General features: G+C 54.4%; 10 protein-coding genes. 1 reads left to right on the forward strand and 9 read right to left on the reverse strand.

What is annotated here, in order from left to right:
• The 5 genes from bchY to JE47_RS0116290 all read right to left on the reverse strand — a co-directional run.
• On the reverse strand, positions 1–1,256 hold a 1,256-nt coding region (gene bchY, locus JE47_RS0116270), incomplete at its 3' end, for a chlorophyllide a reductase subunit Y (RefSeq protein WP_035419716.1).
• A 133-nt stretch (positions 1,257–1,389) separates the two neighbouring features.
• On the reverse strand, positions 1,390–2,541 hold the full coding sequence (locus tag JE47_RS0116275) for a tyrosine-type recombinase/integrase (RefSeq protein ID WP_031460770.1): 1,152 nt from the start codon (positions 2,539–2,541) through the stop codon (positions 1,390–1,392).
• 24 nt (positions 2,542–2,565) lie between these two features.
• Positions 2,566–3,495 carry an undecaprenyl-diphosphate phosphatase gene (locus JE47_RS0116280; RefSeq protein ID WP_031460771.1) on the reverse strand — a complete coding sequence of 310 codons (930 nt, stop codon included), beginning with the start codon at positions 3,493–3,495 and terminating at the stop codon, positions 2,566–2,568.
• Positions 3,496–3,556: 61 nt separating this feature from the next.
• Complete coding sequence (locus JE47_RS0116285; RefSeq protein WP_031460772.1) at positions 3,557–4,885, reverse strand: aspartate aminotransferase family protein; 1,329 nt, start codon at positions 4,883–4,885, stop codon at positions 3,557–3,559.
• 2 nt (positions 4,886–4,887) lie between these two features.
• Positions 4,888–5,622 carry a metallophosphoesterase family protein gene (locus JE47_RS0116290; RefSeq protein ID WP_031460773.1) on the reverse strand — a complete coding sequence of 245 codons (735 nt, stop codon included), beginning with the start codon at positions 5,620–5,622 and terminating at the stop codon, positions 4,888–4,890.
• 77 nt (positions 5,623–5,699) lie between these two features.
• Between JE47_RS0116290 and JE47_RS0116295 the strand changes: the two genes are divergently transcribed.
• Positions 5,700–6,575, forward strand: a complete 876-nt coding sequence (locus tag JE47_RS0116295) for a hypothetical protein (RefSeq protein WP_031460774.1) — start codon at positions 5,700–5,702, stop codon at positions 6,573–6,575.
• Positions 6,576–6,796: 221 nt separating this feature from the next.
• On the opposite strand, the gene JE47_RS0116300 is transcribed toward JE47_RS0116295, so the two are convergent.
• Genes JE47_RS0116300 through JE47_RS0116315 form a run of 4 tightly spaced genes read right to left on the reverse strand, consistent with a single transcriptional unit; the run spans position 6,797 to position 14,143 of the window.
• Complete coding sequence (locus JE47_RS0116300) at positions 6,797–7,969, reverse strand: response regulator (RefSeq protein WP_031460775.1); 1,173 nt, start codon at positions 7,967–7,969, stop codon at positions 6,797–6,799.
• Positions 7,970–10,141 (reverse strand): response regulator, encoded by a 2,172-nt coding sequence (locus tag JE47_RS0116305; protein WP_031460776.1) that lies wholly within the window; start codon positions 10,139–10,141, stop codon positions 7,970–7,972. It lies immediately after the preceding gene.
• Complete coding sequence (locus tag JE47_RS0116310) at positions 10,125–10,520, reverse strand: response regulator (protein WP_031460777.1); 396 nt, start codon at positions 10,518–10,520, stop codon at positions 10,125–10,127. The genes JE47_RS0116305 and JE47_RS0116310 overlap by 17 nt, the downstream gene beginning before the upstream one ends.
• Positions 10,517–14,143 (reverse strand): PAS domain S-box protein, encoded by a 3,627-nt coding sequence (locus JE47_RS0116315; protein ID WP_031460778.1) that lies wholly within the window; start codon positions 14,141–14,143, stop codon positions 10,517–10,519. The genes JE47_RS0116310 and JE47_RS0116315 overlap by 4 nt, the downstream gene beginning before the upstream one ends.
• Between the last annotated feature and the right edge of the window lie 626 nt (positions 14,144–14,769).

Genomic DNA, 14,769 nt, shown 5'->3' on the forward strand with positions numbered 1-14,769 from the left:
GGCTTGCGGTTGAGGAGATCGCGCACAAAATTGAGCGAAGCGATCATACCGCCAGCCAGAAAGAGAGGACGTACACTGAGAATGTTGGTGTAATACACGGCAGGAATACCCTTCTCTTTGGCGTAGGCAGCCAGCGTGGTCGTACCGATCACGAGATCGAACGTCCAGTGCTCCATGGCTGCTTTATCGTCTTCCAGGGTTTTACGGTAGATCACAGCCTGCGTGCCGTGGGCTTTTAACCAGGCTTCATCGGCAGCGGTAAGCGCACTTGGCCCGATGCTCGTGCTGACATACGGGACGTGAGCGCCACCCTCGATCAAGAGGCGGGCGTAGAGCATTTCGTTGCCTTCGTATCCCGACACCAGGATGGTTGCGCCCTGTAACGGTTTACTGGCCAGAAAGCCACGGGCTGTCGCTTCTTCTTCAGCCGCGACCCGCTCGACCACATCCTCATCGAGGTCGAGCGCTGCGCCGATGGCACGTAGCCAGGCCGCACTCCCCTCCGCACCAATCGGCGCACCACTGATCACAGCGACCCCGCGTTCGCGCAGCACCCCAATCGTTTCCCGGTAGAACGGGTGCAACGCCGCGACTGCGGCGGCTCTACCGGCCTGGCGAATTTCGTCAACGTGCCGACCGGGCAATGTGGTCACGACTCGGCCACCCATCTTACGCACGACGCCATCGATCAGCAACGGATCGGCAGGGAATACTTCTCCGATCAAAGCTAGCGTACCCGGTTCGTGATCGCCGCCGGTATCGATAAATCGCCTCATCACGGCGGCCAGCGCGACATCTTTCGCTTCAGGATGCGAGTGGATGGCATACGCCGGTACACGCACCAAAATAACCGGTTTGCCATCGATCTCTTTTGGCAGTAGCTCTTCAGCCAGACCAGCAGTTTCGGCCACGCAAAGCGAAATAACCGGTATGAAGGTCGTATTTGCTGCCGTGGCGGCCTCGGCAATCGCGGCATTTGCCGCTTCCTGGACTTTCCCACTTGACAATTCTGCGGTGCCCAGTGCAGGCGCAACAATGCTCTTCCGCGCCGCGTAAAAATGGGTCACGAAGGTGAGACCGTACAGACAGCCGGTATCGGTGACCATTGCCGGTTGTGCACCCTCGATCCGCGTTAACACACGCAATGCGCCGAAGGCCGGACACATTGTTTGCGGATGCAGTTTGCAGGCGCCACCACGGAATGGTTCGCTAACAGAATCGGTGCCGGCCGGTGTCAGGGGGATGATCTCGGCCATACGAACTCCTCTGCCTGGATACAGCCGCTCTGCTGTACCCCAGGATGATTAAAAATGACACGGACATCTGGTATTATACAACAAAATTCTTTCGTAATAGGTAACAGATTGGGGGTATGGCAGCGCTGCACATCTATTCATCCGGCCACGGATCGGCGCTGAACTGGTCGTGAACTTCTTGCAGTTGCACGTCGGTGTAGCTGGCGTAGAAACTGCGCGTGACTTCCACGCTGCGGTGGCGCAAGATTTGTGAGACTTCGGCCAGGGAAACTCCCTCGTTCAACAGGTGGTAACCGACAAAGTGGCGAAAGGTGTGTGGCGTAACTTGACGTAATAACTCGGCTTCGTCTGTTTTACCTTCCCAGATCAGACGGTCGGCGAGCGCATTGGCGGCGCTGGTAACGATCCGCCAGCCGCTGATGCGCGAGAGGCGACTGCCAGCAGTGCGTGGATCGAAGGCGATGAAGAGCGGTTCGGTTGCCGATGGCCAGTGGCGGGCGGCGAGATAACGATGGAGGGCCTGTTCAGCGTGACGACGGATGAAGAGCGTTCCTTCCCGCCGTCCTTTCCCGCGAACAATCACACGTGGCAGGATGCGCCGATCACGGACGACATCACCAACATCGAGACTCAAGGCTTCAGAAATCCGTGCGCCGGTTGAGAAGAGGACATGCAGGAGCGCAGCGTTGCGCAGCCGGGTCAGCATCTGACGTTCGTGCTCTTCGCCGTGTGGTTTGTCGTAGAAGCGTACCAGTCGGCGCAGGTCGGGTGGGGTTGGCGCGACTGGGTCGGGTAGGCGAGGTAAAACCCGACTGACTTCCGGTCGGGCTGCGGCAATCCGAAACGAGATGGCTCCTTGCGAGTCGGCCAAGGCCAGAAATCCGAACAACGGACGGACATATGCGTGAATGGTGCGTTCAGAGAGGCGTTCGCGTCGGTCGGGGTGTTGGGTAGCTGCCCGCTGCGAGAGATCATAGCTGCGTTTACGCAGGGTACGGGCATAGGTTACCAGATCGGTGATTTGGAGATCACCCAAGCGGGTGCGTCCGTTTCGTTCGGCCCAGCGTACAAAAATCCGAAGGGCTGTTTCATAGCTGGCAATGGTTGGGCGGGCATGGTGTCGTTGCTGCTCGCGGGTGCGCTCATCAAGATCGTCGTCATCGTCGTCGCTATCAATTCCGGCACTCGCCAGGCGTGCCAGCCAGATCGCGCCAGCTTCGGCGATTGGTGTCTCTGGGGTTAATGGCTGTTCACTCAACTGAACACGTATCTCTTCTGGTTTCATCTGTCTGATCCTGTATTCAGTGTGTCATAAGATACCCAATGCGACAGCGCCGATGATCAGGATGCCGGCGATGATCCGATAGTAGCCAAACAGAGTAAAGTTGTTGGTTGCGACATAGCGTAAAAGCCAGCCAATACAGCCATAACCGACGATCATCGCCACGGTTGCACCGAGTAAGAGGCGTCCCCAATCGTTACTCTGAATCTGGTCAAGACTGCTGATCAGATCGACCAGTGTCGCTGCGCCAAGGGTCGGAATAGCGAGATAAAATGAAAAGGCTGTGGCTGTTGGCCGGTCAAATCCGGCCAGTAAGCCCCCGACAATTGAGGCGCCTGATCGTGAGACCCCTGGCACGAGCGCAAATGTTTGGGCAATGCCGACGATGAGCGCACGGCGATTCGAGACGATGGAAAAATCAGCGGTAGTTTTGCCGGTTGGCCGATGAGGATCGCGCCGTTCGATCCAGAGAAAGATGATGCCACCGATGATCAGGGTCGTTGCCATCGTCAATGGCGACTCGAACAGGACCCCCTTGATGAAATCGCGGGCCAGCAAGCCGATGGCTGCTGCTGGGATGAAGGCCAGCATGACCCCTAACCAGAGTTTCCGTGTCGTTGCTACCATCGCCGGTTCACCACGCCCGATTAGTGCCCCAGTCTGGGCCAAGAGATCGCGTCTGTAGAAGAACAAGACTGAGCAGACGGTTCCGAACTGGATCGCGATTTCAAAAGTACCGCCGATGCTGCCTTGATAGTTGAGCAGCTCACTGACCAGTAAGAGATGTGCAGTCGACGAAATCGGCAGCCATTCGGTAATCCCCTGCACAATACCTAACAGAACGATTTGCCACCAGTCAGGGTTGTCGGGGACGGTCATCAACAGGGTGAACGTCAACAGAACACTAAACCCGATCAATAGCCCTGACCGAGGAAGGGTTAGCGATGGTGCTTGCATTGTAAGTGGTATCTCCTTGATTTGTAAAGACGATTATTGGCTATCGCAGCGCTGCGATCAGCTATATTTCACGCATCACCAGCTCAATTGCGGCGGCCATAGCAGCAACAGTGGTATGGATGTCCTCTTCGCTATGCACCGCCGAGACAAAGCCGCTCCGGCCACGCATCAAATCGACACCGCTTAGGTGAAGAGCCATACGCAATAGGCGCAGTAATCGTGGATCGCCACCCCGTTTGAGGGTAGCGAGTGGCATATTGCGTGGAATCTCACCAGGCGTCAGATCGGTGGTCGGATCAACGAAAAGGTGAAAGATGGAACCATCACCAAAGGCTGTCCAACCTCGCAGCCGATACGATCTAAAGAGTTCGTTTAGCATCTGAACGAGCATCGTCCCGCGTTGAGCGGCAACTGCACCGGGTTCACCGGTTGCGACTGCGCGGAGCATAGCAATACCTGCGGCTGCCGAGAGGGGATTGGCATTAAACGTACCCTGCTGACGGATTCGGCCACGTGGTCCGCACTCATCATGAGCGAGAAGGTCGAGCAGTTCTGCCCGACCGGCAAGCGCACCGCCAGGCAATCCACCGGCCACGATCTTCGCCAGACAAACCAGATCGGGTGTCACCCCGGCCCGTGCACAGGCGCCACCTGGTGTCACCCGAAAGCCGGTGACCACCTCATCGGCAATCATGATCACACCGTAACGGTGCGTAAGTTCACGCAAACCGACCAGAAAGTCGTCTGGTAATGGAATGGAACCGTATGAGGCGCCGGTAGGTTCGAGGATCACAGCCGCGACGTCATCACGGGAGGCCAGCGTTGCCGCAACCTGATCGAGATCGGCGGGCAATATGATCAGGCTATCCAGCGTTGATGGTAACACACCACGATTGGGGTCATCGGGATCAGCACCTGGGGCGAGCGCATCGTGCCAGCCATGGAAATGACCGGCAAACCGAATGAGCGTGTTCTTACCGGTGGCTGCCCGGGCAATGCGGAGCGCGAGCGTGGTGGCTTCGCTACCAGAGGCGGTAAAGCGGACACGTTCGGCAGCCGGGATCAGCTCAACGATCAAATCAGCCCATTCCAACTCAAGCCGATGGCTAGCGCCGAGATGGGTTGAAACGGGGGCCTGTTGGGTAATGGCGGCCACGATAGCAGGATGACCATGTCCGAGTAAGAGTGCCCCGTGGCCGCACCAGTAATCGATCATCCGATTGTCATCAACATCCCACTTATACGGCCCATACGCACGTTCCATGAAGAGGGGAAATGGATCGGCGTAACGGCCATCGTGAGTCGCGCCACCTGGGAAACGCTGATACGCACGCTCGGCCAGCACCGCCGAACTGGCAAAGCGCTGACGGTATTGCTGTTCGAGTGACATCGTTACATCCCTATACTCAGACGGTATATCAGGGCTGATGGCAAGCCATAATCGCGCATTCGTTCCTGGGTTTCCTTGATGTCGTAGGCTACCCGCTTGAAGGTTAGGGTTTGCCGTTCGGTATCAAAAATTGCGTATGCCGCTCGTGGGTCGTGATCCCGTGGTTGACCGACACTCCCCGGATTCACAAAATAGCGTGCGTTGTCGGTAAAGTTCAATTGGCTGCCTGCTTCTGGGACAATCCGTTCACATCGCCGATCATCGCGTGAGCAGCGAAAAGCGAATTGAACGTGGGAATGACCGATAAAGCAAATCGGTTCAGTGAACCATTCGAGGTTCGCTAATGCTTGCGAGGGCATTAACAGATATTCCCAGACTGGTTCGCGGGGGCTGCCATGAGCCAGGTAGTATTGATGATCGACGCTAAGGGCAGGTGGGAGCGGCAGCAACCACTCGCGATTGGTTGGCTTGAGTTGTAACCCGTTCCAGAGATTTGCCCGCCGTGCATCCGGGTTGAAGTCGTCGAGACTAATCTTACCAAGACAGGCCAGATCGTGATTGCCGGTGAGTGTAATGGTTGCATGTTGTCGGATCAGCTCGACACATTCATTCGGTGCAGGACCGTACCCTATGGTGTCACCTAAACACCATAGCGCATCGAATGATCCGGCATCGGCCAATACGGTTTCGAGGGCAACAATATTTGAGTGGACATCGGAAAGAACGACAATTCGCATAGTTCACAATATTTTGACGATGCTCGCGGCCAGATCGTATAATTGGCAGCGACCCGGTTGTGAGGAGCGTCACCGTTATGGTTGAACCGTCAGGACACTGCCCATATCTAGGCTTGAAACAAAATCAAGCGATTCGATTTGCCTCGCCAACGCCGGAACATCGTTGTTATGCAGCCGGACAGGCGCAAGAGATTCCGCTGTTTGAACCAGATTATCAGGTTCGCTATTGTTTATCGACCAATCATGTTCGTTGCCCATTATACACGGGGATGCCATTACCTACAACATCACCAACAGCTCTTCAACCGGCAGGGATGTCGCCGACGGTCGTAAGTTCTCCTCTTCCTTCATCTTCACCGAGTGGTTTACGAGTATGGTTAGCCGGGTTGGCACCACGTGATCGGCTGATCTATACCATACTGCTATCGGTAGCAGTGCTGGCCCTGATCGGGTATGCGTTGGGAGGAGTTGCGTATGTCAGCACAATGCTTAACTCAGCCGGCGCACCGACCGCCACGATAGCGGTTGATGTGACCATTTCATCGTTATCACCGACTAGGGCTGAACCTGAGTCGTTTGCTACAGCGTCACCGACGATGATCGCCTCACCAACGCCAACGATGACCCTATCGCCGACGGCGACACCATACGAGTTAATTCCGGTCACCAATACGCCAACCGTACCGATCTTTATTCCACCGCCACCGCCGCCACAGTCATTGCCAACGCCAACAGCTACGGTCTTTGTCGAGCTACCAACAGAGCTACCAACAGAGTTGCCGACGGAAGTACCGACAGAGTTGCCGACAGAGCTACCAACAGAGTTGCCGACGGAGGTACCGACAGAACTGCCGACGGAGATACCGACAGAACTGCCGACGGTGCTACCGACAGAAGAGATTGTGCTTGATGCTTCACCAACTCCAGAGCCGCAGCGTACTATTGTGCCGTGATTGCTTGATGTTCGTCGGTGTTGCTCCGTCTAAAGCTGAGCACTCTAAAAATTCCGGCGAAGACAGCGGCTGAAGCATCATAAATAAGCGGGCGCAGCACTGCTGCGCCCGTACTCTTATGCTCCATCCATCATGAGTTTCATCCATTACACTGTGACGACGAGTATTCGGCTAGGCTCTTGTCTAGCTCTCTTCCCGCGCCATCCTCCGTTCTCAAACCTTTACCCTGTCGGTGGTGTCGGCTGCGTCACCTGGGCCGTCTCAAGCTGCTTGATCAATTGATCGGCAATGTATAGCATTTGTTGAACGAACGGATGTTTTGGTTGTTCAAGGATCAGCGGTGTCCCACGGTTAACTGCGGTCACGACCGGTTGCCCACCGCTCATCACGTGAAAGTTGACCTTGCGCCGTAATACCCGCTCGATCTCGTTTATTCCAATCCCTACCCCTGAATTGGACCGATTCAGGACGATGCTAATTGCACGTTGATTAATTCCCAGTTGACCGGCTAAACTGAGAAACATACTGGTGTTTTTCAGGGGGCCTATTTCGGGAGTAATTACCAGGAGAACATGATCGGTGCGGTCAAAGATCGACAGCGTGCGATCATCGTAGCTTGTCTGACAATCCACTACCACATAATCGGCGCTAACCGCCAATAAATCGAGAATACGGGTCATGTGATCGGCATTGACCAGTTCGGACTCTTCAGGGCGTGGCGGCGCCAGCAGCGCCTGTAATCCCGATGGATGGGTGAGCAATACCTGATGTATCATTTCGCGCTCGATTTCGTCGCTGGTGCGTACAACATCGATGATGCTGCGTGTCGGAGCAATATTGAGATGAACGGCCACATCGCCGAAGGTAAGATCGGCATCGACAATAATAACCCGACGACGGGTACGCAGACGTAGTGCCAGTGCCAGCGACACAGCAATGGTCGTCTTGCCGACACCACCTTTGGCGCCAAAAACGGTAATAATCTTCCCGCGCGGTAATGGCGTAGCCGGAGCATCGCTGGTGATCCGTGTCAGCAGATTTTTTACCCGGTAAACCAGCTCTTGTGGTTCAAATGGTTTGGCCAGATAATCGTTCGCACCCGCCTCGAATCCGGCAATCTTGGCGCTAATATCACCCTGAGCGGTCAGCATCAAAATAGGTAATGTCTTGGTGAGCGGATGCTGCCTCACCCGCTTGCACAGCGTATAACCATCGATACCGGGTAAAAGCACATCACAAATCAGCGCGTCGGGAGGAGTCTTGTAAATCTGCTGTAACGCCTCTTCCCCACTGGTTGCACGCCGTACTTCATAGCCGGCACCACGCAGCATTAATTCCAGCATCTCGGCCAGGGTATCGTCATCATCAACGATCAGGAGAGTTGGCGGTTTCATTTAATTGCTCCTCTCAGATGCAGCCAGTCTATTGAGCAATGCCTGTAACGTGCCGGCAGCTAATGGAACAAGCAGGTAGTCGTCGGCGCCAAACGTCACAGTCGTAGCAGCGCGTGGTTCTGCGGTAGCCGGTGCAATGGTTACAATGCGCGCATTGGTAAAATATTCGCGCAACTGTACCAGCTTCGCCGTGTGTGTCCCTTCAATCTGGTTCATATCAACCAGAATGAGGTTAGGGGGAGTCGGTGACTTGTATTTCAGTGCATGTTCAACATCGTTGATCATATCGTACATTAAGCCCCGTTCGCTGAGTGACTGGCGTAACAGACGACGTTGAATTCCGTTTGAACTGATGATCAGTGCGCGCCAGACTGTTTCGGTTTTGGTCGTTGCGGTATCTTTTGCAGTAGCAAGAACGAATGGTGGCGCATCGTCACGATGAGCGTCAACGATCACGCGATTGCGCCCGGCACGTTTGGCCTGGTACAGGGCAGCATCGGCGGCCTGCATCACCCCGACTTGACTCCGATGGTGGGGGTATCCGGCAATGCCGGCACTGAAGGTCACGTTAAACATCCCGTTTGGCCCGTAGTGGCGTAATGCGGCAAAGCTGCTGCGTAGACTGTCGATCAGGGTGCGGGCTTCGGTCAGCGAGGTATTGGGTAGAGCAACCAGAAACTCTTCACCGCCGTGGCGCCCGATCAAATCGCTCTGGCGCAGACGTTGTTGCAACAGACGGGCGAAGCTGCGTAACACCTGATCCCCTATCAGATGCCCATACGAGTCGTTGACCCGTTTGAAATGATCAATGTCGATGATCGCAATCGAGAGTGGCTGTTGCAGGCGTTCGGCGCGGGCGAATTCACGCGCTAGCTCTTCTTCAACTGCCTGATGGTTAAGCAAGCCGGTCAGACTATCGCGTAGCAGGAAGCGTTGGAGATAGCGGGCGCGCACCGCACGCGCTGAGATAGCTGCAACCAGGTCTGTCGGAGTGATTGGCTTAGCGAGAAAATCGTCGGCACCGAGCGATAACGCTGCTTGTTGTTGGGTTCGATTCGTTTCGGCTGAAAGAAAGACTATGGGCATTCCAACATAGCGATCTTGTTGACGAATGATGCTGGCTAGTTCTTTACCGCTACAGATCGGCATATACATGTCGAGAATAAGGAGATCAGGCCGAAATACCTGTAAATGATCGAGCGTTTCACGGGGATCGGTGATGGCCCGGGCATGGATGCCCGCTACTTCGAGTTCGCGGACACAGCGGTTTCCAAAATCGGGGTCATCATCAACAATGAGCACGCGCAAGGGTATCGGTTCTTCGTTGCCGGTCAGTCGATCCAGCGCATTAATGAGCTGCCCGGCATCAACCGGTTTGGCAAAGTAGGCGTGACCACCACTGCGCACAGCAGCCAGCCGGGCATTAAAATCGTCGCGTTGTGAAATATAGATGACGGGTACAGGCGCAGTGCGCTCGCGCTGAAGCGCAGCAATTGCTTCGATACCGGACAGATCACCTGATGGGAATACAATATCCATGATAATTGCTGCCGGGTTAATTGCCCGCACCAGCGTTGGCAGACCCTCAAGATCGGTCACCAGATGGATGTCGTAGTTAAAAAGACGTAATTGTTCGGCAAGAGTATGCGCGTACTCCCGATCATCTTCAACCAGAATGATGGTGCGGGGAAGTTTGTTGGTCTCACGTGGAATAGACAGCTCTTGCTCTAGCATGACGGCGGTGGTGGTCGGTGCAGCTTCTGCTGGTGCTGCTGTTGATACTGAGGATGTGGTTGCCGATAACTGAGAAGGTTCGGCAGGTGGCGCCTCGGCGGTGTGCGATTGATCCTGAGGCACCATACGTTGCAACAGCGTGATCTGGTGGGCCAGACGCTGACGGGTAACTATATCCGGCAGGTGATCGTGTTCCAGCCATGCTTGTAAGCCAAGATCAATCTCACGGGCAACCGAACCGAGATCGGCAAAGCCAAACATGGCAGCCGACCCGGCCAGTTTGTGAGCAAGTTGGCGGACTTCCAGCCCAACCGACTTTTCCCACCGGCTCTGTTCGAGGTGTTGCCAGGCGCTAAGAATTGCCGCCACACGCTCGGCAAGCTGTGCTGCGTAGCGTTGACGCAGCGCGGCAAACTGTTCGTTAGGATCGGGTTTCATGGGCTTTAACCCAAATGTCTGCAACCTGTGCCGATAAAGTCATGGGATCAAAAGGTTTTGAGATAACGTCAGCCGCTCCCATTGCCAGGTACTGTTCGATCTCGTGACGCTGAACACGAGCGGTCATAAAAACAACCGGCGTCTGGGTCAGTGACGGCTTCTTCCGTAGTTCGATCAACGTGGTTGGTCCATCCATACCTGGCATCATCACATCGAGCAAGATCAGGTCAGGGGCAAATTGTTCAGCAACGGCCAACGCTTCTTTACCCGAACTGCACATCTGAACAGTATAGCCACCGACCGCTTCCAGGGCCAGTTGGGCAACCATCTGAATATCGGGATCATCCTCGACAAAGAGTATCTTCTGTAGGGACGTCACAACGATTCCTCCTTTATCGTTTTTGGTGTCTGATCAAGCAAACGGCTGACAGCGGTGATCAGTTCAGTATTGGTGGTTCGTGATTTGACCATGGTTACGGCAACGCGACTGGCGATCTCTGGTTCTAGATCACGGACTGAGAAGAGAATAATCGGCAGCGGTGGTTGCTGTTGCTCAATCAGTGGTAAGAGTTCGATCCCGTTGCCATCGGGTAAAATCTGATCGAGAATCACCAGATCAAATGACTGTTCTTTCAACAATGTTTGTGCCTCGCTGATCGTCGAGGCCGTCGTTACATCAGCGATCTCATCGAGCAAGAGACCAATAATTGCCGCTACATCGCCATCATCTTCGACATGCAGAATATGTGGTCGGGTAGCTCTGGTGCGTTGTACTGCCCGCCGTAAGGCGGTTAGTAGTCGTTGTTGATCGATTGGTTTTGATAACCAGTCTACCACATCTCCATCAGCGTTGTTCAGCATTTGTTCTTCACCGGCGCGTGCCGATACCACAACAATTGGCAGATGGCGGGTATGTGATTGTTGACGAATCTCACGGATGAATGCTCTGCTATCTTCGTTGGGCCAGATCAGGTCGAGCGTAAGTGCACGGTACTCGTGCTGATTGAGGAGATTACGAGCTTCAGCAAGCGAATAGGCGACATCGGTTGCATAGCCAGCCTGTTGTAAGATCAGCGCGAGCAGGGCGGCAATATCGGGATCATCCTCGCAGATCAGGATGCGGGGTGCATGCGATTGGGCCGGTGGAAGTGATATGGTAGCTGTATGCGGACGATATTCGGCGAGATCGACATAAAATGTTGTTCCCACACCGGTTGCGGTCACGAAGCCGATCTGTCCGCCGTGACGCTCAACAATTGCGCGGCTGATGCTCAATCCCAGCCCGGTACCACCCTGCTGGCGGGTATTTGACGAGTCGGCCTGGACGAACTTCTGGAAGATACGACTGCGGAATTCAACGGGTATGCCTGGCCCGTAGTCGGTGACTGTAACGCGCAGTCGGCCATGCGGTTCTCGGCCAATGGCAATTTCGACCTTGCCGCCAGGAGGCGAGAATTTGATTGCGTTGGAGATAAGGTTGGTAAAGACCTGCGTGATACGGTCGGGATCGGCATAGACCTGCACACCGGGCAGGGTCGCAGTGAGTTCGAGCGTTACATCATACTGCTGGGCAAAACCACGGTTGGCTTCAATGGTTTGTCTGAGCAACTCGTCGAGCACAATGGGTTGAAACTTAAAGACCATCTTGCCCGATTCGATCTTCTCAATATCAAGAATATCGTTGATCAGACGTATCAGCCGCTCACTGTTTTTCAGGGCAATATCGATCATCGATGCTGCCCGTGGTGGTAATTCACCGACCACACCACCAGCTAGTAAGCCAAGTGAACCTCGGATCGAGGTGAGCGGCGTGCGCAGTTCATGTGAAACCACAGCGACAAACTCATTCTTCATTCGTTCGATAGCCCGCCGTTCGGTGACATCGCGGAAGAACCAGACGCGGCCGTAATACTCGCCTTCGGCGCTGATGACCGGTGCACTGTAGCGTTCGAAGGTACGACCGTCTTTCAATTCAATTTCAGCTTTGCCCGTCAGTTGGGGATTCGCATAGAGTTCTTCAATCTCATTCCGTACTCGTTCTGGTTCGCAAACCTGGGCCAGCATTTTCTCCATACTGACTGCACACGTTGTTGCATGCACCGGCAGCTCGGTAAGATGCCACATTTCCAGAAAACGCCGATTGGCGTACAGCCAACGTCGGTCAGGTGAAACCACCAGCACTCCATCGGGTGAGGCTTCAGTCTGACATTCGAGGAGGGTCTTCTGAAAGCGGAGTTCACGTTCGGCATTGCGACGGGCGGTAATGTCGTGGAAACTGGCTACCGCAGCGTATACCTGACCGTGATCATCGCAGAGTGGCTGAGAGTTGATTGATATCCAGGTCAGATCGCCATCTGGCTTGTAAATGCCCATAATAACATCTTGTTGCGGCTGTCCGGTGGTCAGTGACACCATAATCGGATGTTCTTCACCGGGGAAGGGGCTACCATCTTCACGGATTGCCTGCCACCTCGGATCGAAGCTGGTACGACCGATCAACTGATCATAGCTCAGACCAAGAATGCGTTCAGCACTGGCATTGCAGGTCTCGATGATGCCAGATTTATTCATCACCACGATACCCTCGCTCATCGCAGTGATCACTGAACGGTAGCGCGTTTCACTGGCCCGTAACTGTTCTTCACTCTTCTTACGGGCGGTAATGTCGAAGCGCACAGCCAGATAGCGTTCGGGCTGGCCATCCTCGCCGACAAACGGGACAATTGTTGTATCAACCCAGAAGAGATGACCATCTTTGGCCCGGTTGCAGATTTCATTTCGCCAAATCCGACCGGCTTTGATCGTCTGCCAGAGATCGGCAAAAAACTCTGGTGGGTGAACCCCCGACTTGAAAATGCGGTGATCCTGGCCGATCAACTCATCGGCGCTATAACCGGTGATCGTACAAAAGCGTTCATTCACTTCCAAAATACGCCCTTCTGGATCGGCGATAGAAAGGATTGCCGACTGATCGAGAGCATTCATAACATCGCGGCTCTCTTTGAGGGCGGCGCGGAGCATTCGCTCCATCTCTTTCTGATGCGTGATGTCGGATTCAATAGCGATAAAGCGAATCAGGTTATGCTGATGATCGTACACTGGTGAGATGTTAATCGCCAGCCAGTACGGGCGGCCATCTTTGGTATAGTTAACAATTTCGGTCTGGATCGACTCGCCGTTGTGAATAGCCTGGCTCATCAGTTTGACCGTCTCTGGATCGGTCTCAGGGCCTTGTAAAAAGTGACCGGGCTTACGACCAACGACTTCATCTAAGGTGTAGCCAGAGATACGGGTAAAGCCTTCATTGACCCACTCGATATGCCCTTCTCGATCAGTAATAATGACTGCGTTATCGGTAAAACGGGCGACCAGCGAAAGCATCTGCAACTGTTCGGCTTCACGGCGAGCACGGCGGGTAAAAGGTCGTAAAACGAACACGCCACTGCCAATCACTAACAGCATAATGATGGCTAAGATACTCGATTGAATCAGCGCAATTTGATCGCGCAGGCGCTGGCTTTCGGTTAGCAGTAGGTTGCTGATAGCATTCAGATCACTCTGTAAGGCGGCAAGATTCGTTTGCATCGCACGTAGATCGAGATTATCGCGGTTGAGCTGCTGAGACGGTGTTTCGATGAATTGGGTGACATACTGCAAAAATCGCTCGAGGGTAGGGGTGATCTGCTTGATTGAGGGGGATGATGAAGTTGCAAGCATCTGCCGGTGGGTGCGCTGGATGTCACTACGCAGCGTGCGTAACTCGGCGCGTAACGCGGTGGCCTGTTGTGCATCGGCAAAGAGTACCAATTCATTTGCGATCAGCACCACTTGCTGTGCCCGAATTTGTTGTTGATGAGTCACTTCGAGGAGTGCGTCATTTTGGGCTAGGCGGGATGAAAACGTGACCAGTAACCAATACCCACTGATCACTAAGCCTAAAATCAGCACAAAACTGACAATGTAGGTAAGCGTCAAGCGCTGAATTGGTGAAGTCATCCGCATAATTGTGCCCTTTCATTGAGGAGCAGCGGGCAAGGCCAATCAGAATGTTGCAGGCTGGCCGAGGCCTCATGCGCTATGAAGCAATGGTCTCTCTGTAAATCTCTGGTGCACAAGGATTTTGGCAATCGCAATGGGTTGATTGATCTCGTCGGGTGGTAGCTGTAGGTTGGTTGTCATAGCCCGTCTCCTCGTTTGATGGTGATGTTCATTATACGCCGCCGGTATTTCCATAGCATTTCGGTTGATGAATGAAACTGGTCTAATGGTCTAGAAGCGTCATATATCGAGTGGAGAAGATGTAGAGGCGGCGTTCCCAGCCACCCGCGAGCAGGAGGTAGAACGTAGAGGCGGCGTTCCAAGCCACCTGCGAGCAGGAGGTAGAACGTAGAGGCGGCTTTCCCAACCGCCCGCGGGAAGTGTATAGAACGTAGAGGCGGCTTTTCAAGCTGCCTGCGGGAAGTGGGGAGAACGTAGAGGCGGGTTTCCAAGCCGCCTGCGGGAAGTGTATAGAACGTAGAGGCAGCTTTTCAAGCTGCCTGCGGGAAGTGTATAGAACGTAGAGGCAGCTTTTCAAGCTGCCTGCGGGAAGTGGGGAGAACGTAGAGGCGGCGTTTCCAGCCGCCCGC

The organism is Chloroflexus sp. MS-G (assembly GCF_000735195.1).
GTDB lineage: Bacteria > Chloroflexota > Chloroflexia > Chloroflexales > Chloroflexaceae > Chloroflexus.